Source organism: Pseudomonas sp. B2021 (genome assembly GCF_018135665.1).
Classification (GTDB): Bacteria; Pseudomonadota; Gammaproteobacteria; order Pseudomonadales; family Pseudomonadaceae; genus Aquipseudomonas; species Aquipseudomonas lactis.
In genome coordinates, this window is the sequence record NZ_SMOF01000001.1 from 1,817,496 (window position 1) to 1,838,780 (window position 21,285).

At 62.0% G+C, this 21,285-nt stretch carries 24 protein-coding genes and 1 pseudogene; 14 read left to right on the forward strand and 11 right to left on the reverse strand.

Annotation, left to right across the window (positions count from 1 at the left end):
• Positions 1-383: 383 nt before the first annotated feature.
• Complete coding sequence (locus E1K68_RS08240) at positions 384-1,157, reverse strand: transporter substrate-binding domain-containing protein (protein ID WP_034133636.1); 774 nt, start codon at positions 1,155-1,157, stop codon at positions 384-386.
• 49 nt (positions 1,158-1,206) lie between these two features.
• Positions 1,207-1,314: pseudogene (locus tag E1K68_RS27740) on the reverse strand (outer membrane lipoprotein carrier protein LolA); the annotation flags it as partial.
• A 291-nt stretch (positions 1,315-1,605) separates the two neighbouring features.
• Here E1K68_RS27740 and E1K68_RS08245 point away from each other — a divergent pair.
• The 5 genes from E1K68_RS08245 (at position 1,606) to E1K68_RS08265 (ending at position 6,262) form a co-directional block, all read left to right on the forward strand.
• On the forward strand, positions 1,606-2,976 hold the full coding sequence (locus E1K68_RS08245; RefSeq protein ID WP_212613943.1) for a glutamine synthetase family protein: 1,371 nt from the start codon (positions 1,606-1,608) through the stop codon (positions 2,974-2,976).
• A gap of 101 nt (positions 2,977-3,077) precedes the next feature.
• On the forward strand, positions 3,078-3,677 hold the full coding sequence (locus tag E1K68_RS08250) for a class I SAM-dependent methyltransferase (protein WP_003189592.1): 600 nt from the start codon (positions 3,078-3,080) through the stop codon (positions 3,675-3,677).
• A 122-nt stretch (positions 3,678-3,799) separates the two neighbouring features.
• Positions 3,800-4,933, forward strand: coding sequence for a ribonuclease D (gene rnd, locus E1K68_RS08255; protein WP_003189594.1), 1,134 nt, complete (start codon positions 3,800-3,802; stop codon positions 4,931-4,933).
• Entirely contained in the window at positions 4,930-5,223 is a 294-nt protein-coding gene (locus tag E1K68_RS08260) for a YcgL domain-containing protein (RefSeq protein WP_003189597.1), read from the forward strand. The genes rnd and E1K68_RS08260 overlap by 4 nt, the downstream gene beginning before the upstream one ends.
• Before the next feature lie 106 nt (positions 5,224-5,329).
• Positions 5,330-6,262 (forward strand): D-2-hydroxyacid dehydrogenase, encoded by a 933-nt coding sequence (locus E1K68_RS08265; RefSeq protein ID WP_003189599.1) that lies wholly within the window; start codon positions 5,330-5,332, stop codon positions 6,260-6,262.
• A gap of 136 nt (positions 6,263-6,398) precedes the next feature.
• Here E1K68_RS08265 and E1K68_RS08270 read toward each other — a convergent pair whose 3' ends face one another.
• Positions 6,399-6,992, reverse strand: coding sequence for a nitroreductase family protein (locus E1K68_RS08270; RefSeq protein ID WP_212613944.1), 594 nt, complete (start codon positions 6,990-6,992; stop codon positions 6,399-6,401).
• 153 nt (positions 6,993-7,145) lie between these two features.
• Here E1K68_RS08270 and E1K68_RS08275 point away from each other — a divergent pair, with 153 nt between their 5' ends.
• Positions 7,146-7,595, forward strand: a complete 450-nt coding sequence (locus E1K68_RS08275) for a YcgN family cysteine cluster protein (protein WP_212613945.1) — start codon at positions 7,146-7,148, stop codon at positions 7,593-7,595.
• Positions 7,596-7,608: 13 nt separating this feature from the next.
• The gene (locus E1K68_RS08280) at positions 7,609-8,829 is read left to right on the forward strand and encodes a hypothetical protein (RefSeq protein ID WP_034133631.1); all 1,221 of its coding nucleotides are present in this window, start codon (positions 7,609-7,611) and stop codon (positions 8,827-8,829) included.
• A gap of 83 nt (positions 8,830-8,912) precedes the next feature.
• Here E1K68_RS08280 and E1K68_RS08285 read toward each other — a convergent pair whose 3' ends face one another.
• The 4 genes from E1K68_RS08285 to E1K68_RS08300 form a co-directional block, all read right to left on the reverse strand.
• Positions 8,913-9,263 (reverse strand): DUF2892 domain-containing protein, encoded by a 351-nt coding sequence (locus E1K68_RS08285; RefSeq protein ID WP_057710842.1) that lies wholly within the window; start codon positions 9,261-9,263, stop codon positions 8,913-8,915.
• Between the two features lie 67 nt (positions 9,264-9,330).
• On the reverse strand, positions 9,331-9,798 hold the full coding sequence (locus tag E1K68_RS08290) for an RNA methyltransferase (protein WP_003189607.1): 468 nt from the start codon (positions 9,796-9,798) through the stop codon (positions 9,331-9,333).
• A gap of 160 nt (positions 9,799-9,958) precedes the next feature.
• Positions 9,959-10,333 carry a YajD family HNH nuclease gene (locus tag E1K68_RS08295; protein WP_003189609.1) on the reverse strand — a complete coding sequence of 125 codons (375 nt, stop codon included), beginning with the start codon at positions 10,331-10,333 and terminating at the stop codon, positions 9,959-9,961.
• Positions 10,334-10,422: 89 nt separating this feature from the next.
• Positions 10,423-11,109 (reverse strand): hypothetical protein, encoded by a 687-nt coding sequence (locus E1K68_RS08300; protein WP_212613946.1) that lies wholly within the window; start codon positions 11,107-11,109, stop codon positions 10,423-10,425.
• Positions 11,110-11,187: 78 nt separating this feature from the next.
• On the opposite strand from E1K68_RS08300, the gene E1K68_RS08305 reads away from it, so the two are divergent.
• Positions 11,188-11,469 (forward strand): hypothetical protein, encoded by a 282-nt coding sequence (locus E1K68_RS08305; protein WP_212613947.1) that lies wholly within the window; start codon positions 11,188-11,190, stop codon positions 11,467-11,469.
• Here the strand turns inward: E1K68_RS08305 and E1K68_RS08310 are convergent.
• The gene (locus tag E1K68_RS08310) at positions 11,466-13,508 is read right to left on the reverse strand and encodes a S9 family peptidase (protein WP_212613948.1); all 2,043 of its coding nucleotides are present in this window, start codon (positions 13,506-13,508) and stop codon (positions 11,466-11,468) included. The genes E1K68_RS08305 and E1K68_RS08310 overlap by 4 nt on opposite strands.
• A gap of 24 nt (positions 13,509-13,532) precedes the next feature.
• Here E1K68_RS08310 and E1K68_RS08315 point away from each other — a divergent pair, with 24 nt between their 5' ends.
• Genes E1K68_RS08315 through E1K68_RS08325 form a run of 3 tightly spaced genes read left to right on the forward strand, consistent with a single transcriptional unit; the run spans position 13,533 to position 15,420 of the window.
• On the forward strand, positions 13,533-14,060 hold the full coding sequence (locus tag E1K68_RS08315) for a hypothetical protein (protein WP_032900466.1): 528 nt from the start codon (positions 13,533-13,535) through the stop codon (positions 14,058-14,060).
• 30 nt (positions 14,061-14,090) lie between these two features.
• Positions 14,091-14,867 carry a class II glutamine amidotransferase gene (locus tag E1K68_RS08320; RefSeq protein ID WP_212613949.1) on the forward strand — a complete coding sequence of 259 codons (777 nt, stop codon included), beginning with the start codon at positions 14,091-14,093 and terminating at the stop codon, positions 14,865-14,867.
• Positions 14,868-14,877: 10 nt separating this feature from the next.
• Positions 14,878-15,420 (forward strand): DUF2937 family protein, encoded by a 543-nt coding sequence (locus E1K68_RS08325; RefSeq protein WP_014717492.1) that lies wholly within the window; start codon positions 14,878-14,880, stop codon positions 15,418-15,420.
• 114 nt (positions 15,421-15,534) lie between these two features.
• On the opposite strand, the gene E1K68_RS08330 is transcribed toward E1K68_RS08325, so the two are convergent.
• Positions 15,535-16,455 (reverse strand): LysR family transcriptional regulator, encoded by a 921-nt coding sequence (locus E1K68_RS08330; protein ID WP_003189619.1) that lies wholly within the window; start codon positions 16,453-16,455, stop codon positions 15,535-15,537.
• A gap of 175 nt (positions 16,456-16,630) precedes the next feature.
• Here E1K68_RS08330 and E1K68_RS08335 point away from each other — a divergent pair, with 175 nt between their 5' ends.
• The 3 genes from E1K68_RS08335 to E1K68_RS08345 are packed head-to-tail and all read left to right on the forward strand — an operon-like array spanning position 16,631 to position 18,983.
• The gene (locus E1K68_RS08335; protein ID WP_212613950.1) at positions 16,631-17,371 is read left to right on the forward strand and encodes a 5-oxoprolinase subunit PxpA; all 741 of its coding nucleotides are present in this window, start codon (positions 16,631-16,633) and stop codon (positions 17,369-17,371) included.
• A complete protein-coding gene (gene pxpB, locus E1K68_RS08340; RefSeq protein WP_212613951.1) occupies positions 17,368-18,072 on the forward strand; it encodes a 5-oxoprolinase subunit PxpB in 705 nt (234 codons plus the stop codon). Before E1K68_RS08335 ends, pxpB begins: the two co-directional genes overlap by 4 nt.
• A complete protein-coding gene (locus E1K68_RS08345) occupies positions 18,069-18,983 on the forward strand; it encodes a biotin-dependent carboxyltransferase family protein (RefSeq protein ID WP_212613952.1) in 915 nt (304 codons plus the stop codon). Before pxpB ends, E1K68_RS08345 begins: the two co-directional genes overlap by 4 nt.
• A 110-nt stretch (positions 18,984-19,093) precedes the next feature.
• On the opposite strand, the gene E1K68_RS08350 is transcribed toward E1K68_RS08345, so the two are convergent.
• Complete coding sequence (locus tag E1K68_RS08350) at positions 19,094-20,272, reverse strand: VWA domain-containing protein (RefSeq protein WP_212613953.1); 1,179 nt, start codon at positions 20,270-20,272, stop codon at positions 19,094-19,096.
• Complete coding sequence (locus tag E1K68_RS08355) at positions 20,272-21,117, reverse strand: MoxR family ATPase (RefSeq protein WP_003189627.1); 846 nt, start codon at positions 21,115-21,117, stop codon at positions 20,272-20,274. Before E1K68_RS08355 ends, E1K68_RS08350 begins: the two co-directional genes overlap by 1 nt.
• Between the last annotated feature and the right edge of the window lie 168 nt (positions 21,118-21,285).

Genomic DNA, 21,285 nt, shown 5'->3' on the forward strand with positions numbered 1-21,285 from the left:
ACGGCCACTTAGGGGGCCGCCCTGACGGCGGGTCACTTTGGAAAAGCCCCAAAGTAACCAAAGGGCTCTTGCCCCACCACTCGGCACCTCGCTTGGGCTCGGTGTGCCCGAACACAGGCTTGAATCCGTGGGCCGCCGCCACGCGCCATCCATGGCGCGGGGCGGCTAACCCGGCGTCCTGCCGGGTTACCCACGAATTCAAGCCTGCGTTCGGCCAGCGTGGTTTGACGGGGCGCCTGAGATCAAGATCACAAGCAGATCAAGATCAAGAGCGGCTCGCTTCGCATCGTGGTTACCTTGGGGCAGCAGCGGCTTTTTGTGTAGGTACTTATGGCCCAATCGCAGGCAAGCCAGCTCCCACATTTAGATCGCGCCGACCACATTCATGGCGCAGCCAACCACTGCCCCACAATCCCCGCATACGCCCCTGTCGCCACATTCAAATGCAACCACTGATCCACATAACTCTTCCAGGCGACATCATCACGCGGCAGCAAAAAGGCTTTTTCACTGTACTGCATCGGTTGCTCGGGGTTGACTGCACACAACCCAGGCTTGAGCTTCTGCTGATAACGCGCCTCGCTGGCGTCGGTGATCATTACATCGGCCTTGCCCGTCAGCAGTTCATCAAAAATCGTTACGTTGTCATGCAGGCGAATCTGCGTCTGGCCCAAGTGTGCACGGGCAAACACTTCGTTGGTGCCACCGGCCGGTTCGATCACTCGCACCTGGGGCTGGTTGATCTGTTCCACCGTCTGGTAGCGCTGCACGTCGGCGCAGCGTACCAGTGGGATCTTGCCATCGACTCCGAGCGACTGGCTGAAAAAGGCTTTTTTCTGACGTTCCAACGACACGGAAATACCGCCCACGGCGATGTCGCAGCGTTGGGCCAGAAAGTCCGGCATCAGGGTTTTCCAGGTGGTGGGTACCCAGTTGATTTTGGCGTTGAGGCTCTTGGCCAGGGACTCGGCCATGGCGATGTCGATACCTTCATAGCCGCCGTCGCTGCGCAGCGAGGTGTAAGGCTTGTAGTCGCCGGTGGTGCACACGGTGAGGGTGCCGCGTGCAATCACTTCGTCAAGGCGTGACGCGGCGGTGTCGGCCTGGGCGACATTGGCCAGGCTTGCCAGTACACAGAGGGCCAGAGGCGCTTTCATGGAGTCGAATCCTTAGGGCACGGTCGAAGCCGCCATAATGCCCGTTTTTTGTAGGAGCGAGCTTGCTCGCGAATAACCTGAGTGCGCCGCTGTGAATCAGGCATCCCGCGTTATCGTTAACGATCCTCGCGAGCAAGCTCGCTCCTACAGGCAGAATGTTTAGCCAAACTGCAACCAAACTCCGTCAAGCCTGAGTTGACCCGCGTATCCCGGCATGTGACGCTCAGGTATCTCTATCACTGTGACTTGCGCATGCACGCTTGCCCCGATACTCACACCGCGACATTGCCGTCTGCGCTTGCGTTCTGGGCCTTGTTCCATTGCCGACACGCGCGCCCGCCAGATACCTCTCTCCTACGTTGATCTACCCACATGGATGACGCGCACCTGTGCGCATCTGCCTGGCGGCGCCTGCGCGCTTGCCTGATGCAAACGTATGAGAATTCCCATGAGTGTTTTTGCCAGCCTGCACGAAGCCCAGACCTTCCTTGAACAGAACCCCGACATCGAAATGTTCGAGCTGTTTATCCTCGATAACAACGGCGTACCGCGCGGCAAGCTGCTGCACCGCGACGAACTGCTGGCGGTGTACGAAAGTGGTCGGCCTCTGCCCAGCACCATCCTCGGCCTGACCATCAATGGCGATGACGTCGAAAACTCCGGGCTGGTGTGGGAGGTGGGGGATATCGACTGCCGTGCCTACCCGATCAGCGGCAGTTTGCAGCGCATGCCGTGGCGCTTGATCCCCACCGCGGCGGTGCAAGTGAGCATGCACCCCACCGAAGGCCTGCCCGCCACCGTGGCCGACCCCAGGCACCTGCTGGCCAAAGTTATCGAGGCGCTCAAGGCTGACGGTTACTACCCGGTAATGGCGGCGGAGCTGGAGTTCTATCTGCTCGACCAGAAGCCCGACAGCAACGGCCGTCCGCAACCGGCGCGGGATGTGGATGGCAATCGCCCGCGCTCGACCCAGGTGTATGGCCTGCGCGAACTGGAGCAGATCGAACCGTTTCTTGCCGACCTCTACAGCGCCTGCAAGCTGCAAGGGATTCCGGCGCGCACGGCCATCTCCGAGTACGCGCCGGGCCAAGTGGAAATCACCCTCGAACACCGCACCGACGCGCTGCAGGCGATGGACGAAGCCGTGCGCTACAAACGCCTGGTCAAGGGCGTGGCGCACAAGCATGGAATGACCGCCTGTTTCATGGCCAAGCCGTTCGACGACCTGGCCGGTACAGGCATGCATATGCACGTCAGCCTGGCCGATGCCCAGGGCAATAACCTGTTTGCCAGTGAAGCGGCAGACGGTACGCCGCTGCTGCGCCAGGCCGTGGGCGGCATGCTCAGCACCTTGCTCGATTCACTGTTGATGTTCTGCCCCAACGCCAATTCTTATCGGCGCTTCCAAACCAACAGCTATGCGCCGCTCGCGGTCACCTGGGGCGTGGACAACCGCACCGTCAGCCTGCGTGTGCCCGGTGGCCCGGCCCAGTCCCGGCATATCGAACACCGTATCTGCGGCGCCGACGCCAACCCCTATCTGGCGGCCGCCGCAATCCTGGCCGGCATTCACCGAGGCATCCGCGAACAGCTAGACCCTGGCGCCCCGGTGGAAGGCAACGGCTACGCCCAGGCCACGGAGCTGCTGCCCACCGACTGGCTGACCACCTTGCGCGCGCTGGAAACGTCCCGCTGGGCGCCGGACGCGTTCGGGCGTGAATTCCTCGGCGTTTACCTGGCGGTCAAACGTGCCGAATACCGCCAGTTCATGGGCGAGGTGGGGGAGCAGGATTGGCGCTGGTATTTACACCAGGCATGATCGATTTTAGCGGGTAGGGGCTTTCGACCTTTTTTTCACGTTGCGGCGGTTAAGCTGCGAATCAAGGTCGTTTACTACCGTTTCATTCACATGAGCCCGCGATGTCGCCACAACCTCCATCCTCCATCGAGACCGAATTCACCGAGCGCTATGACCGTGAGCATGCCAGGGGCTGTGGCGACCCGCGTCCGCCCAGGCTGTTGCAGCGCCTGTCGGCGTGGCGCGATGCGCGGCTGGTGCGCCAAGCGCTGAAGGTGGCGGGCGAGCCTGGGCTTATCCTCGACCTGGCGTGCGGTTCCGGGCGCTTCTGGCCGGTGCTGGCCGAACACGTCAACCGCGTGATCCTGGCCTCGGACAACTCCCAGGCGATGCTCGATCACGCGCGCACCCATCACCCGGGCGCGTTGCTCAAGCGTGTCAAAACATTCCAGGGCTCGGCGTTTTCCATTGGCCTTTCGGCAAATGCGGTGGACTGCATTTTCTGCCTGGATTTGTTTCGGCATGTGCCCGACAGCGATGCACGACTCATGTTGTTGCACGAGTTTCACCGCGTCAGCCGCGACACCGTGATCGTGGCCGTGAACGTGGGCACGCCCGTAGAGAGCGAGTTTCGCCAAGCCGGCTTCAAAATCCTCAATTACCAAGAGTTCCTGCCGGGCTCGCGACTATGGTGCGTCTACGTTTTGCGTAAGAGAGGATAACGCCCGTTTGTCGGACTATTCTTCATCTCCTGTCGGAGTTTTCATGATGGCGTGTGCACTGCGGATGCTCGCAAGCCTCTTTCGCGATATATACTGCGCGCCATTCTTCAAGGGAGAGCCGTGTGGCCATCGATATTCACTGGATCTGCGACAACGATAGCCTCGGCCAGCATTGCGCCGAATGGCAGCAGTTGCCATTCGTCGCCCTCGACACCGAATTCATGCGGGTCGACACCTTTTACCCTATTGCCGGGCTGATCCAGATCGGTGATGGCGTGCGCGCTTACCTGATCGACCCCCTGACCATCGACAATTGGCAACCTTTGGCCGCCTTGCTGGAAAACCCAGCGGTGATCAAGGTGGTGCACGCCTGCAGCGAAGACCTGGAAGTGCTGTTGCGCCTGACCGGCAGCTTGCCGGTGCCGTTGTTCGACACCCAATTGGCGGCGGCGTACCTCAACCTCGGTTTCTCCATGGGCTACTCGCGGCTGGTGCAAGCGGTGTTGGACATCGAGCTGCCCAAGGGTGAAACCCGCTCCGACTGGCTGCAGCGGCCATTGTCGGAGACGCAGATCAGCTACGCCGCCGAAGACGCGGTGCACCTGGCCGAGGTTTACACCCGCCTGCGCCCGCAACTGTCGGACGACAAATACGCCTGGGTATTGGAAGACGGCGCCGAACTGGTGGCCAACCTGCGCCGCGAGATCGACCCCTACGAGCTGTACCGCGACGCCAAGCTGGCGTGGAAGTTGTCCCGTGCTCAACTTGCGGTGCTGCGTGAACTGTGCGCCTGGCGCGAGCAGCAGGCCCGTGCTCGCGACTTGCCGCGCAACCGCATCATTCGCGAACACTCGTTGTGGCCCCTGGCCAAATCCCAGCCGGATAACCTCGCTGCCCTGGGCAAGATCGAAGACATGCACCCGCGCACCGTGCGCCAGGACGGCCAGTTCCTGCTGGACCTGATCAAACGCACCGCCAGCGTGCCCATGGACCAATGGCCGCCTGCCGTGGCTGAGCCTTTACCCGTGGACGCTGCAGCGTTGATCAAGCAACTGCGGGCCCTGGGCCAAACCTTCGCCGAGCGCCTGGACATGGCGCCGGAACTGATGCTGCGCAAGAAAACCCTCGAAGCCCTGGTTAAAAGTGGCTACCCCGATGGGCCTTACCAATTGCCAGACTCGCTGCGTGGCTGGCGCCGCGAGTTGATGGGCCAGGCGCTGCTCGACAGCCTGGCCAATGCCGGAGAACAGCCTTGAAACGTATTTGCTCCATCTACCGTAGCAAGAAAAAAGACGGCATGTACCTCTATGTGCTCAAAAGCGACGCCCTGGAGCGCGTGCCCGAGCCGTTGATGGAAGCCTTTGGCAAGGCGCATCACGCCTTTGACATGGTGCTGACGCCTGAGCGCAAGCTGTCGCGCGAAGACATCGCCGTGGTGCTGGAAAACCTCGACAAGCAGGGCTACCACCTGCAAATGCCGCCGGCCGAGGACGAGTACATCGAGCACTTGCCCGAAGAGCTGCTGCGCCGCAACGACCCGATGTGATCACCAGTGCCCGCCTCAGGGCACCGTTTCAATGGAATCGTATTAGAGGACGGTGGCCGTAAGGATGCGGGCGGCCGTCTGCACTGTTTTTTCAAAGGTTTGAACCATGCGTGTTCTGATTGCTGAACAGGATCATCCGCTCTACGCCCAATTGCTCAGGGACGCCGCCCCAGACCTTGAAGTGCTGACCAGCGGCGACTCGGCCGAACTTTCGCGCCTGGCCGCCGACTGCCCGGTGTGGCTGGGCCAGCCCGATCTGTTGGCGACCCTGCTGCGCCAGGGCCATCACCCGCAATGGCTGCAATCGACCTGGGCGGGCATCACGCCACTGTTGGCCGATGGCTTGCCCCGCGACTATCGCCTGACCCGAGCGGTAGGCATTTTTGGCCAGGTCATGGCCGAGTTTGTCCTCACCTACATGCTGGGCCACGAGCGCGAAGTGCTGGCGCGGCTGGTCAGCCAGGTGGAGCGCAAGTGGGATAACCGCATGGGCCAGAGCCTGGCCGGGCGCAAGGCGCTGATCGTCGGCACCGGTGACATTGGCCAGAGCGTGGCCGAGTTTCTGCTGCCATTCGGCGTGCAGCTGTATGGCATCGCCAGCCAGGCCCGCGAGCAGGCGCCGTTTATCGAAGTGGCCGGGCTCGACCAGTTAGGCCGGCTGGTGGGGGAGGTGGATTACGTGATCAACCTGCTGCCCAACACGCCTGATACCCATGACCTGTACGACGCGGCGCTGTTCAAGCAGTTCAAGCCCACCGGGTTGTTTATCAACGTCGGACGCGGCGTGGCGGTGGTGGACGCCGACCTGGTCGAGGCGCTCAAAGAAGGGCACCTGGCCGGCGCGGTGATCGACGTGTGCCGCCAGGAGCCTTTGCCGCAACGCCACCCGTTCTGGACGGCGTGGGGTTTGCTGTTGACCGGGCACAGCTCGGCCCCGACCTCGCCGCCGATGATGGTGGAATTGTTTGTACAGAACCTGCGGGCGTATCAGGCCAAGCAAGCGCTGCGCGGGGAAGTGGATTTCGAGCGCGGGTACTGAGCTTGCCCCATGCCCTCTGTAGGAGCGAGCTTGCTCGCGAAGAACGTCAACGATGACGCGTACTTTCTGAATAAACGCGGCGCCTGTGAGTTTTTCGCGAGCATGCTCGCTCCTACAGAGGGTCAGAGTGCGATGCTTAGAGGCTGAAGTCACCCTCGGACACCAGCTCGCTCAACGGCTTGCGCGGGCTCGGCATTTCGCGCCCTTGCAGGTACTCCGGCAAACTCGACTTGTCCCCCAACTTGCCCACCGCCACGGCCGCATGCAGCGCATAACCCTGGGGAATCTTCAGCTCCTTGCGGGTCAGTTCCTGATCGAAACCGGCCATGCCGTGGGTGTGCCAGCCACTGAGGCTGGCTTGCAGCGCCAGGTGGCCCCAGGCTGAGCCGGTGTCGAAGGTGTGCCACAGCGCCGGGGTTTCTTCGGTGGCGCCGGGGGCGATGAAGTCGGTTTTCGACGCGATGATCACCAGGGCCGACGCATGCTGCGCCCAATTGCGGTTGAATTCATTGAGCAGGCCCAGGAAACGCGCCCAATCCGGCGTGTCACGGCGCGCATACAGAAACCGCCACGGCTGCGAGTTGTAGGCCGAAGGTGCCCAGCGTGCGGCTTCGAAGAAACTCAGCAGCGTCTCCTGCGGGATGCTCTCGCCGGTAAAGGCGCGGGGCGACCAGCGCTCGGTGAATTGGGAGTGGATCGGATAATCGGCAACGCGGGGGTTATTGCTCATGGACAGATCCTGATGAAAAAACCGGGATTCAAAGCTACTGCGCCCACCCCTGCCTGACAAGTCTTGCAACACCGTCAGTCGTAAGCGCTTGGCCCCAACCGGCTTGGGCACTAGACTGGCGGCCTTTTCACCTTCCGATACTGATGCAGAGCCATGGCCGCCAAAGTCGAACCTTTCTGGATACGCAAAACCCTTGAGCACCTCGACCAGGAGGAGTGGGAGTCGTTGTGCGACGGCTGTGGCCTGTGCTGCCTGCAAAAGCTTGAGGATGAAGACGACAACAGCGTCTATTACACGCGCATCGCCTGCAAACTGCTCGACCTGAAAACCTGCCAGTGCACCGATTACCCCAACCGCCGCACCTCGGTGCCCGACTGCATCCAGCTCACGCCGGGCCAGGCCGACCAGTTCAAATGGTTGCCGCCGACCTGCGGATACCGCCTGGTCAGCGAGCGCAAGGACTTGCCGCTGTGGCATCACCTGGTCTGCGGCGACCGTGACGCGGTGCACCACGAACGCATTTCCCAGTCCGGGCGCATGCTCAGCGAAGGCAGCGTGCCCGAGGATGACTGGGAGGATTACCTGATTTTCCGCGCAGGCTGAACGAGGAGTGTGTATGAAGGTGGCCGCCAAGTGGGCAGCGGGCCTGGTCGTGCTGGCGCTGAGCGGGCCGGGCTGGTGCGCGAAGAAAGTCGACCTGGATTACCACATCAAGCTGTTGCCCCAAAGCCAGCAGGCCGAGGTGCGCGTCAGCCTGTCCCAGGGCGCGGCGGTGCGCAGCCTGAACTTCGACCTGGGCCGCGACGGTGACTACAGCGACTTCAAGGCCGATGGCCAGTGGCAGGTCACCGGCAACCGTGGCCTGTGGCAACCCAGCGCCGACAAGGCCAGCCTGACCTACCGGGTGCGCCTGGCCCATGCGCGCAAGCCCGGGGTTTATGACACACGGATCACGCCCGGCTGGGCGTTACTGCGCGGCGAAGACCTGGTACCGGCCGCACGTCTCGATCAGCAAGACGGCATCGAGCTGGTCTCACGCCTGCTGTTCGAACTGCCTACCGGGTGGAAGAGCGTCGAAACCGCCTGGCCGCGCATCGGCCAAAACAAATTCCGCATCGACAACGTGTCCCGCCTGTTCGACCGTCCCACCGGCTGGATGCTGGCGGGCAACCTCGGCAGCCGCCGCCTGCGCCTGGGTGAAACCGACGTCACCGTGGCCTCGCCAAAGGGTCAGGGCATGCGCCGTATGGACGTGCTGACGCTGCTGACGTTTGTCTGGCCCCAGGTGGAAGCCGCCTTCCCGCGCCATCCCGGCAAACTGTTGATCGTCGGCGCCAGTGACCCGATGCGGCGGGGGGCTTATTCACTGCGCGACTCGATCTACCTCAACAGCCGCACGCCGCTCGTTGGCGAAAATGGCAGCAGCCCGTTGCTGCGCGAAGTGGTACAGGCCATCGGGCGCTTCAACGACCACGATAGCAGTGACTGGATCAGCGAGGGCTTGGGCGAGTACTACGCGATTGAACTGATGCGGCGTGCCGGTGGCATCACCGATGAACGCTATGCGGCGATCCAGGCGCGGCTGACCAAAGAAGGTAAAGACGTCACTACGCTCAAAGGCGAGCACGTCAACGGCGCGACGCTGGCGCGTTCGGTGGTGGTGTTGCAGGAGCTGGACCGAGAGATCCGCGTGAAGACCCACAACAAACGCTCCCTGGACGATCTGGCGCAGGCAGTGATGCGGGTGAACAGCATCAACACCAAAGAGTTCGTGCAGTTGGCCGAGAGCGTGATCGGCGAGTCGTCGGTGGTGCTGGACAGCAAACTGCTGCGCTGATTCCTAGCCCTGTGCAATTCAACATGTGGGAGGGGGCAAGCCCCCCTCCCACATTTGAATCTCCAGCATGTCCAAGTCTTAGATCAGGCTTTAGGTTTCACCACCTTTTCAGCCGCCACTTCAGCCTTGGTCTTCAGGTTCTTCAACTCTTCCCCGGCGCGCTCGATTTTCGTGCGCACGCTGTTCATTTCCTGGCGGCCCTGTTCCAGTTTGTCCTTGAGCGAACTGTGCCCGGTAAAGCCACGGGCCAGTGCCACGCCACCAATCGCCACCTGGATCAAGCCGAAAATCCCACCGCGGCGCAGGCCTTTACCCACCATCATCACTCCGCCGGCCACTGAGCCGATGCGTTCCCAGCCATGCACGTTCTGGTTGGGTTGAGGTTTCAACGGTGTGGCTTCGATGACAGGTCGCAAGGTTTTGCTGTCGCTCATGATCAGTCTCCAACAAGGGCAAGTGTTACTAGCTGACTGCGCGCATGTGCCGGATGTTCCCGCAAGATCAGTACTTGGGGCCCGAACGGGTGTTGTTGCCCTTGGCCAGGCGGTCATAGAGCACCACGTTGACCGTGGCCGCCAGGTTCATGCAGCCGGTGGTGGGGATGTACACCACGTCCTCGCACCAGTCGCGGATCTCTTTGTCCAGGGAACCGTCTTCGGGGCCGAAGATATACAGCGCGCGGTCGGGGTGAGTGTATTCAGGCAACGGGCGGGCGCCTTCGACCAATTCCACGGCGACCGGGATGCAACCCAGGGGCAGGATCTTTTTCAGGTCGTCGATGCCGATCAGCGGGATATCGTGGTGCACCTTCTTGGTGTCGGTGATGAAATCCCGGGCGCGCTCGTAACGCACGCCGGTGTAGAACACCGAGGCCACGCCGTAGCAGCCGGCGGCACGCATCACCGAGCCGACGTTTTCGGGGGATTTGGGGTTATACAGACCGATGCAGCTGTAGCGTTTATTGCCCACGGGGAAGGGTGCCTTGAGAAAAACGGCGATTATACGGCCTGGGGGGATGCAGTGCTTGGACGATCGTCATCGCGGGCAAGCCCGGCTCCCACAGGGAAATGCATTCCTACTGTGGGAGCTGGCTTGCCTGCGATGAGGCCGGAACAGGCAAAGAAAAGCCTCAGTCGTCCTTCTTCATCAACCCCGCCAACGCCGCAAACGGGTTGTGCGTTGCCTTGGCAATGCTCGGGCTGCTGGTGGAGCCTTCGCCGAAGTACTGCTGGTCGGTGTAGCGCGAGTGTTCGTTGTCGTGGCAGTACAGGCACAGCAACTCCCAGTTGGAACCGTCCTGGGGGTTGTCATCATGGTTGTGGTTACGGTGGTGGACGGTCAGTTCACTTAAGCGCTTGCCGGAAAACTCACGGGCGCAGCGGCCGCACACATGGGGGTACATCTTCAAGGCTTTATCGCGGTAGCCCATTTCGCGGTCGCGCTGGGCATCGGCGAGGATGCGGTCCAGCTTAGCGGTGTGGGAGGGCGGGTTGTTCGAGCTCATCATGGCTCCTGGCTATTATTGGGTGGTTCACGGATAGGGTTGATTCTAGCCGCTCCCACAGGGGATTGGCGCGATTGAATCAACCGTGATCAGCCCTTGAGCTTCTCTGCAATCCAGATGGTATGCCGCGTGCCCTTGTTGCCATGGGCAAATACTTGCACTTCCTCGGCCTTGAAGCCGGCCTTGCGCAGTTTGTCACTGAACAGCTTGTCGGCGCTGGCCGACCACACCGCCAGCACACCCTTGGGCCGCAGGGCCTTGGCGCACGCGGCCAGGCCACTGGCCGAGTACAGCCAACTGTTGGCTTTTTGCGTGAGTCCCTCGGGGCCGTTGTCGACGTCGAGCATAATCGCGTCAAAGCCTTGGGGTTCGGCCTGCAGTACCTTGGCCACGTCTTCCTGGCGGACCACGGTGCGCGGGTCCAGCAGCGGGCGACCGGATTTCTCCCCCAGCGGCCCACGGTTCCATTCCACGACGCCGGGCACCAGTTCGGCCACCACCACTTCGGCGCTCTTGCCCAAATGCTTGAGCGCCGCAGCCAAAGTAAAGCCCATGCCCAGGCCGCCGATCAGCACCCGTGAACCCAGGCGACCGGCCACCTTGCGGCAGGGAATCTCCGCCAGGGCATCTTCGGAGCCGTGCATGCGCGTGTTCATTAACTGGCCGCCGTCACCGCCCTGGATCTTGATGACGAAGTCCTCGCCGTATTCGAACAGGCACAAGGCACCGCCGTTGTCGGGGATTGGGGTGGTGTCCAGCAGAACGAAACGTTTCATGGAAATCTCATTGGGAAGGGCATTCTTGCGCGGTTGGGAGTAGCCTTAAGGCATTCCGGTCAGGCCATGGAGCCATCGATGAAGTGCAGCATTCTAACGGTCATTGTGTTGAGCGCGCTCGCATTGGGTACCGCGCAGGCTCAGGAGTTACAAACCGTACCGGTCGCGCCCACGGCAACCCCAGGCGCGCCGGGCACGCCAACGCCCACGTTGTACCCGCAAGTCACGCCGCCCGTTGCGCCCAAGACCCATAATGGCTCGCCACCGCTGGCGCCCATCGTGCTGCCGGCACCGCCCAAGGACCAGACGGTCCCTGGCCTGCAGCAGAACGACAGCAAGCCAAAGACGCCAGGCGGTTAGACCAGGCCGAGGGCCTTGAACACAAAGGCATATTCGAGGGCGACGTCACGTAGCCCCTGATAGCGCCCGCTCATGCCGCCATGGCCGGCGCCCAGTTCGGTCTTGAGCAGCAGCAGGTTGTCGTCCGTCTTGGTATCACGCAGCTTGGCCACCCACTTGGCGGCTTCCCAATATTGCACACGGCTGTCGTTATAGCCGGCGATCACCAGCGTGGCCGGGTAAGCCTGGGCGCTGACGTTCTCGTAGGGCGCGTAGGCCTTGATGCGCGCGTACACCTCGGGGTCTTCGGGGTTGCCCCATTCGTCGTACTCGGTGATGGTCAGCGGCAGTTCCGGGTCGAGCATGGTATTGAGCACGTCGACGAACGGTACTTCGGCAATCGCCGCCTGGAACAATTCCGGGCGCTGGTTGAGCACCGCGCCGATCAACAGGCCGCCGGCACTGCCGCCGCTGATCGCCAGTTGCCGGGAGGTGGTCAGGCCCTGGGCGATCAAATGCTCGGCGCAGGCGATAAAGTCGCTGAAGGTGTTCTGCTTGTGTTCCTGCTTGCCGTTGCGATACCAGGCTTCCCCCAGCTCACCGCCGCCGCGCACATGGGCGATGGCAAACGCCACCCCGCGGTCGAGCAAGCTCAGGCGCGCATGGGAAAACCACGGGTCCAGGCTTGAGCCGTAGGCCCCGTAGCCATACAGGTACAGCGGCGTCGGCTTGCCGAGCTGGTCACGTTTGACCACCAGGCTGATGGGCACCTGGGTGCCGTCGGCGGACGTGGCCCACAGGCGTTGGCTGACGTAATCATCGGCGTTGAAGACGCCCAGCACCGGGGTTTCCTTGAGCACAACCTGCGCGCCTGTCGCCAGGTCGAGCTGGCGCACTTGGGCGGGACGGTTCAAGGCTTCATAGCGCAGGCGGATCTTGTCGCTGGGAAACTCCAGGCTGTTCTGCACGTAAAGGCTGTAGGCGGCGTCAGGCAATTGCACCCGATAGGCCGGCACGTTCTCGGGGTGTACTTCGATAACCGGCAGGCCACCAATGCGCAGGCTCAAGGTCATGGCGTTGGCGTTCAGGCTCACGCCGTCGAGCATGACCTCATCGCTGTGGGGGACCAGGTTCTGCCAGTCGGCTTCGGTGGGCGGCGTGCCGGTGTCGGCGGCCACGTACAGTGCATGGTTGATGCCGTCGCGGTTGCTGCGGATAAACCAGGTCCACTGGCCATTGCGCTTGCCGTGGTCGACATCGTATTCGTGGTCTTCGACCCGCGGCGCCAGGCAGGCGAAGGCCAGGTGCGGTTGCTCGGCGTCCAGCGCCCAGACTTCGCTGGTGGTCTTGCTGCCCAGGGCCAGCAACAGTTGGCGTTCGGAGCTTGAGCGGTAGCAATGCAGGAAGAAACGGCCGTCGGGCTCGTGGAAGACTTCCTGCGCGGCGGTGCCGTCCAGGCGATAGCGATACAGTTTGTGCGGACGATGGGTGTCGTCCAGCTCACCGAAAAACAGCGTCAGGCTGTCATTGGCCCAGGTCATGCTGCCGTCGCAGTTGTCGAACGCCAGTTCGCTGACCTTGTCGGTCGCCAATTCCTTCACGAACAGGGTGTAAATCTCTTCGCCACTGGTGTCGAGGCTGTAGGCCAGGCGTTGGTGGTCGGGGCTGATGCTGAATGCGCCCAGGGAGAAAAAGCCGCCATTGGCCAGTACGTTAGGGTCCAGCAACAGTTCTTCGCTGCTGGCGTCCACGTGGTTGCTGTCATCGGCCGGGCGGCGGCAGCGGTAGTGGCGGGCGTATTCGTCGCCGGCGGTGGTGCGGGTGTAATACAAATACGGGCCCCAAGGGGAGGGCAGGGACAGGTCGGTTTCCAGAATGCGGCCCTTGATCTCGTCGAACAGGGTCTCGCGCAACGCCTGCTGATCGGCCAGTTGCGCTTCCTGCCAAGCGTTTTCGACCTTGAGGTAGTCGAGCACCTCAGGGTTGTCGCGTTCTTGCAGCCAGGCGTACGGGTCTGGGCCTGGGGCCTTGCGGGCAATCGGTGCGGTGGAAATAGGCATGGATAATTCCCTATCTGGCAGACGGTGGCAGGCATTGCAGCCGCGACACGCAAAAGCCGTTATCATAGCCGCCTGTTTGCCAACCTTGCCATGGACACCATGACCGAGAACGACTATCTGACCGCTTGGGGCCTTTACGCCTTCGCCGCTTTGGGCTGCCTGTTGGTGTGGTGGCGCATGACCCGCTGGATCTGGCGCTGGCTGCGCGAGCCCCTGCAATTGCTGGTGGCGGTGTTGCTGCTCAGCCCGACCATCGTCGACCCGGTCAAGACCCAGTTTGCGCCGGCCGTGGCCATTACCGCCCTGGACCTGGTGCTCAAGGTCGGCAACAACGCCTGGCGCGCCATTTCCGACCTGTTCATGTACACGATGATCGCGTTTGCCCTGTACATCGTGTTTGTGCTGATCCGCTGGCCCATCGAGCGCGCCGCCAACGCTCGTCGTGAGCGCAAGGCGGCTGCGGATGCGGCTTTGGCCGCCGAGCCGGAAGACGACGAACCGTTCCGTCGCCCGGCGCCTGCCGGTGGTATGCGGGTCGAGCCGCGCCTTTAACGTTGTTTGCCCTGCAGCGAGAGCCCTGGCATGTGTGAATTATTGGGCATGAGTGCCAACGTCCCCACCGATATCGTGTTCAGCTTTACCGGGCTGATGCAGCGCGGTGGGCGTACTGGCCCGCACCGCGACGGTTGGGGCATTGCCTTCTATGAGGGCCGTGGCCTGCGCCTGTTCCAGGACCCGGCCGCCAGCAGCGAGTCGGAAGTCGCGTTGCTGGTGCAGCGTTACCCCATCAAGAGCGAAGTGGTGATCGGCCATATCCGCCAGGCCAATGTGGGCAAGGTCAGCCTGGCCAATACCCATCCGTTCGTGCGCGAGCTGTGGGGGCGTAACTGGTGTTTTGCCCACAACGGCCAACTGGCGGACTTCAATCCCCGCGCCACCTTCTACCGCCCGGTGGGCGATACCGACAGCGAAGCAGCGTTCTGCGACCTGCTCAACCGCGTGCGCGAAGCCTTCCCCGAGCCAGTGGACATTGAGCAGGTGCTGCCCGACCTGATCGCCGCCTGCGCCGAATACCGCTGCAAAGGCGTGTTCAACTGCCTGCTCAGCGACGGCGACTGGCTGTTCTGCTACTGCTCGACCAAGCTTGCGCAGATCACCCGGCGTGCGCCTTTTGGCCCGGCGCGCTTGAAAGATGTCGATGTGATCGTCGATTTTCAGGCTGAAACCACCCCCAATGATGTGGTAACGGTGATCGCCACCGAGCCGTTGACTGACAACGAAAACTGGACCCGCTACGAACCGGGCCAATGGAGCCTGTGGCGACGCGGTGAATGTGTCAGCCAGGGCGTTACCGAGTAAGGAATCGAGCATGTTGCTGAGCTATCTGCGGTTGGTATTGTTTGCCGTTGGCTTGTTGGTCGGCGTGCAGGTGCCTGGGTTTATCAATGACTACGCCAAGCGCGTCGAGGCCCACCTGATCGAGGCGCAGACCGGCTTGCGCGGTTTCGAGTCCACGGCGCAGCAGTTCTTCAACGGTGATATGCAAGCCTTGGTGGCGCATTACCGCGCCAGCGATGACCCGGTGTTCCAGAGCGACGCCAGCAGCCTGGGCGCCATGCTCGACCGCCAGCTCGAGCTGGACAAGCAATTCCAGGCCATGCAGGGTCCGTGGTACATCCGCGCCCTGCAAGTGGCCGTGGCTGCCGACCCGGATATCCGTTCGGAGACCTGGAATGGCTACAGCTACCAGATCTTGCTGACGCCCGAAGCCATGGGCTGGGGCCTGGGCGGGGCGATGCTGTTGTCGTTCGGCATCGAGTGCCTGTACCGCTTGATCGACTGGGTGGTGCTGGGTGGTCGGCGCCTGCGCCAGAGCCGGCCCATCGAAGAGCGGGACCTCAAGGGCCTCTAACGACCCACTGATCGTTCCCACGCTCCGCGTGGGAATGCTTTTTCTGACGCTCCGCGTCGCGCGTGAGGGCGCAGAGCGCCCTGTGCTGCATTCCCACGCAGAGCGTGGGAACGATCAGTCGGGTTTATTCAGTTGCATGCGTTCTGCACCGACTTGCTCGGCATAGCGGGCAACGACTTTCTGGCACAACCCCACAATCTCCTCCACCAACTCCACCCCCACACGCCACGACACCACCACCTGCAAGTTCGGCAGACGCTGGGCCATGGGCAGCATGACCAATTCCCCTCGCTCCAGTTCTTCGCTCACCAGCACCGGTGGCAGCGCGCCGATGCCGAAGCCATCGCGCAGCAACCGGGTGATCGCCGACACCGAGTTCACGCAGTTCATGCGCGGTGCGGCCACGCCATTGGCCTGCATCAAACTCAATACGTCCTGATGCGGGTGAGAGTTTTTCGAGTAGGTGATGATGCGTTCCTGGGCCAGTTCGGCGAGGGAAGCGTAGTCGCGGTTGTAGATCGACTGGCTGGCCACGATCCAGGCCATGGGGTGGCTGGCCAGTTCCAGGCTGCGCACGGTTTCCAGGCGCAGCAGGTCGGTTTGCAGGATCAGGTCGAGGAAACCTTTTTGCAGTTGATCGCTGAGGTTCAGCGCAGTGTCGGCGACCAGCTCGATTTCCACCAGTGGGTACAGCTTCATCAGCTCAGCAACCAGCGGGCTTAGCCAGGTGTGGATCACCGTGTCCATTGCGCCGATCCGAATGCGCCCAACCTTGCTGCTGGTGGTCTCCAGGGACTGCTTCAAGCCCTGCATGGTCACCATCATCTGCTCGGCATAGTCGAGCACTTTCAAACCTTCCGGGGTCAGGCTCACGCCACGCGAATCACGCAGGAAAAGTTTCACCCCCAGCTCGCTTTCCAGCACCGCGATGCGGCTGGAGATCGAGGCCTGGGTGGTGAACAGCTTCTCGGCCGTGAGCCGGAAGCTCTTGAGCTTGGCCACCCAGACGAAGGTTTCGAGGAACTTCAAATTCATGGGATCAACTTTTTCTTATGCATGGATCGGTTTTTATTAGTTGGACGTCGCACCGGGCAAGCGCCAAAAATCGAGCTATTGCACGATAAGCGTCGTTGGGGTGTCAGGACAAGTTGCGAGTTCTGCGTAAAAAATCCCACACTACAAGAAAACAAATCCTACAGGAGCGACCCCCGTGAGCCGCCTGCTACTGAACTGCGACATCGGCGAAAGCTTTGGCAACTGGACCATGGGTCTGGACGCCGAAGTCATGCCGTTCATTGATTGCGCCAACGTGGCTTGCGGTTTCCATGCCGGCGACCCGAGCATCATGCGCAAGACCGTCAGCCTGGCGTTCAAGCACGGCGTGCAAGTGGGCGCTCATCCGGCCTACCAGGACCTGCAAGGCTTCGGCCGGCGCTCCATGAACTACACGCCGCAGGAAATCCAGGACCTGTTGCACTACCAGATCGGTGCGCTGGACGGCATCTGCCGCGCCCAGGGCGGGCGCGTCAGCTATGTGAAACCCCACGGCGCGATGTACAACGACATGATGGCCAACCCCGCGCAGTTGCGTGCGGTGATCCAGGCCGTGGCCGCTTACGGCGACCTGCCGCTGATGCTGCTGGCCACCCGCGACAACCGCGCGGCCCAGCCCTTGGGCGACGAATACGGGGTGACCCTGTGGTTCGAAGCCTTCGCTGACCGTGCCTATGACAATAACGGCCATCTGGTGTCTCGCCAACTGCCCGGCGCGGTGCATCACGACGCCGACACCATCGTGCAGCAGGCCCTGACCCTTTTCCGTGGCGAATCGCTGATTGCCAGCGACGGCAGCCCATTGGTGCTACAAGCCAATACCCTGTGTGTGCATGGCGACAACGCCAGCTCGGTTGCTGCCGTGCAGCGTATCCGCGAAGCGTTGAAAACAGCATGAACCCACGCATTGAAGTGGTGGCGATCGACTGCCTGATGGTGCGCCTGTTTGACGTGATCGCCGAAGCCAACATGCCGTGGATGCTCGCGGCTACCGAGCGCCTGCGCAACGGTTTTGGCCCGGCCTTGGTGGACCTGGTGCCGTCCTACACCACCTTGATGGTGCATTACGATCTCACGGCGCTGACCCCGGCCCAGGCCCGGGCGCTGATCGACCAGGCCCTCACCGATCTGCAACCCCAGGCGCAGGGCAGTGGCCAGTGCCATGTGCTGCCCGTGTGGTACGACCTGAGTGTCGGCCCGGAACTGACCTTGCTGTCCCAGCGCAGCGGGCTGGCCGTGGAGGAGGTGATCCGCCGCCACAGCGCCCACGAATATCAGGTGTTCGCCCTCGGTTTTGCCCCTGGGTTTGCCTTTATGGGGCTGGTGGACGAAGTGCTCGCCACACCGCGCCTCAACACGCCGCGCAAACGCGTGGCCGCCGGCAGCGTCGGCATCGCTGAACGACAAACCGCCGCGTACCCGGTGGTGTCCCCGGGCGGCTGGAACCTGATCGGCCGCACCCCGGCCAAACTGTTCGACCGGGAGCGCGACGGCTACAGCCTGATGCAACCCGGCGACACGGTGCGCTTCGCCTCGGTCAGCCACGCCGAATTCATCCACTTGGGTGGCGACGACACGCCGCTGGAGGCGCAGGCATGAGCCGCTTGATCATCGAGGCCAGCACGCCGCTGTGCCTGTTGCAGGACGCCGGTCGTTTTGGCGTACGCCACCTGGGCGTGACCCAGGGCGGCGCGCTGGATTGGGTGTCGATGGCCTGGGCCAACTGGCTGCTGGACAATGCCCTGGATGCGCCGGTGGTGGAGATCACCCTGGGGGGCTTTACCGTGCAGGCCGAGGATTATTGCCTGCTGGCCTTGGCCGGTGCGGACCTGGGCGCCTATGTCGATGAGCGTGCGATAAGCCCCGGTCGCAGTTTTATCCTGCAAAAGGGCCAGCGATTGCGCTTCACCCAGCCGTTCACTGGGGCACGCGCTTATCTGGCCGCGCCCGGTGGCTTTGATGCGCAGGCTGTACTGGGCAGTTGTGCCACGGTCGTGCGCGAAGCATTGGGCGGGGTGGACGGTTGCGGCAAGGCACTGGCCGAAGGCGGGCGTTTGGCGTATTCCGGTACGGGCGGTGCAATGAAGGTGCTGGCCAACCCGGATGTGCAATCCGCTGCATCACTGGACGTGATCATCGGCGCGCAGATAGGCCAGTTCAGCGGGCAGAGCCTGTTCGATGCTTTCAACACCGAATGGGCTCTGGACAGCCGTGCAGACCGCATGGGCATGCGCTTGCTCGGCACGCCGTTGCAGTATCAGGGGCCGTCGTTGATTTCCGAAGGGATTCCATTGGGCGCGATTCAGGTGCCCCCGGATGGGCAACCGATTGTGTTGCTCAATGACCGGCAGACGATCGGTGGTTATCCGCGGTTGGGCGCGTTGACGCCTTTATCCTTGGCGCGGCTGGCGCAGTGCTTGCCGGGGGAGAAGGTGCGGTTGGCACCGGTGGTGCAGGAGGCGGCGCATCGGCAGCACATCAAGTTTTTGCAGCGCTTTGCTGACTGCTAAAAGCATCGCAGGCAAGCCAGCTCCCACATGTTGACTGCATTTCAAAGTTGGAATGCATTCCTCTGTGGGAGCTGGCTTGCCTGCGATGAGGCCGGCCGGGACACCACCGCCTATTTGGAGAGAACACGCATACCTTCTTCCAACCCGCGCAGCGTCAGCGGATACATCTGATCCTCCACCAACTCGCGAACAATCCCCGTCGACGCTGTATAGCCCCAGGTATCTTTCGGGTAGGGGTTAATCCAGATCAGCTTCTTGTACTTGGCCATGAAGCGCTGCATCCACACATACCCCGGCTCCTCGTTCCAATGCTCGACGCTGCCACCGGCCTGAGTGATTTCATAGGGCGCCATGGCCGCATCACCGATAAAGATCACTTTGTAGTCGGCGCCGTACTTATGCAGCAGATCCTGGGTGGACGTGCGCTCCGAGGTGCGACGCTGGTTGTTCTTCCACACCGACTCGTACACAAAGTTATGGAAGTAGAAGTACTCCAGGTGCTTGAACTCGGTCTTGCACGCGGAGAACAGCTCTTCGCAGATCTTCACGTGGGCATCCATCGAGCCGCCGATATCGAACAGCAGCAACAGCTTGATGGTGTTACGCCGCTCGGGGCGCATCTGGATATTCAGCAAGCCGGCATCGCGGGCGGTGTGGTCGATGGTGCCGTCGATGTCCAGCTCTTCGGCCGCACCCTGGCGCGCAAACTTGCGCAGGCGGCGCAGGGCGATCTTGATGTTGCGCGTGCCCAGTTCTACCTGGTCGTCGAGGTTCTTGTACTCGCGCTGGTCCCAGACTTTTACCGCCTTGCCCTGGCGCTTGCCGGCGTCACCGACGCGAATGCCTTCGGGGTTGTAGCCACCGGAACCAAAGGGGCTGGTGCCGCCGGTGCCGATCCACTTGTTGCCACCGGCGTGGCGTTCTTTCTGTTCTTCCAGGCGTTTCTTGAATTCCTCGATCAGCTTGTCGAGGCCACCGAGGGACTGGATCTGCGCGCGTTCTTCATCGCTCAAGGAACGTTCGAACTCCTTGCGCAGCCATTCTTCGGGGATCAGTGCCTGCAGGTGGTCGTCGAGCTTTTCCAGGCCGTTGAAATAGGCGCCGAAGGCCCGGTCGAACTTGTCGAAATGCCGCTCGTCCTTGACCAGGATCGCCCGGGCCAAGTAGTAGAACTCGTCCATGTCGGCGAAGGTCACGCGCTGTTTGAGCGCGTTGATCAGGTCGAGCAGCTCGCGCACCGACACCGGCACCTTGGCGGCACGCATCTCATTGAACAGGTTGAGCAGCATCAGCGATTACCGCGACGGCTCATGAACGCCAGACGCTCCAGCAACTGCACGTCTTGCTCGTTCTTAACCAAAGCGCCGGCCAGGGGCGGGATGGCCTTGGTCGGGTCGCGCTCGCGCAGCACCGCTTCGCCAATATTGTCGGCCATCAGCAGCTTGAGCCAGTCGACCAGCTCGGAGGTGGAAGGTTTTTTCTTCAGGCCCGGCACCTTGCGCACATCGAAGAACACATCCAGCGCTTCGCTGACCAGGTCTTTCTTGATGTCTGGGTAGTGCACATCCACGATCTTTTGCAGGGTGGTGCGGTCGGGGAAGGCGATGTAGTGGAAGAAGCAGCGGCGCAGGAACGCGTCCGGCAGCTCTTTTTCGTTGTTGGAGGTAATGATGATGATCGGGCGTTTCTTGGCCTTGATGGTCTCGTCGATTTCGTAGACGTAGAACTCCATCTTGTCGAGTTCTTGCAGCAGGTCGTTGGGGAACTCGATGTCGGCCTTGTCGATTTCATCGATCAGCAGGATCACCCGCTCTTCGGACTCGAAGGCTTCCCACAGCTTGCCCTTCTTCAGGTAGTTGCGCACATCGTGCACCTTGTCCACGCCCAGTTGTGAGTCACGCAGGCGGCTGACCGCGTCGTACTCGTACAGGCCCTGGTGTGCCTTGGTGGTGGACTTGATGTGCCAGGTGATCAACCTGGCACCGAAGGATTCGGCCAGTTGCTCGGCAAGCATGGTCTTGCCGGTGCCCGGTTCGCCCTTGACCAGCAGCGGCCGCTCCAGGGTGATGGCGGCGTTGACGGCCAGTTTCAGGTCATCGGTAGCCACATAGGCCTGGGTGCCTTCGAACTTCATCGGTCATTCCTCGAATTCATCAATGGCCTGACTATACCGCGCAGCCCCGGCGACTGTGAACGCAGACGGGGCATTCAGTCTCTGAATGGCGGGTCACATCAGCCCTGGCCCATGCAGGACGTGTGGGAGCTGGCTTGCCTGCGATGGCGGTGGGTCAGTTAACTAATC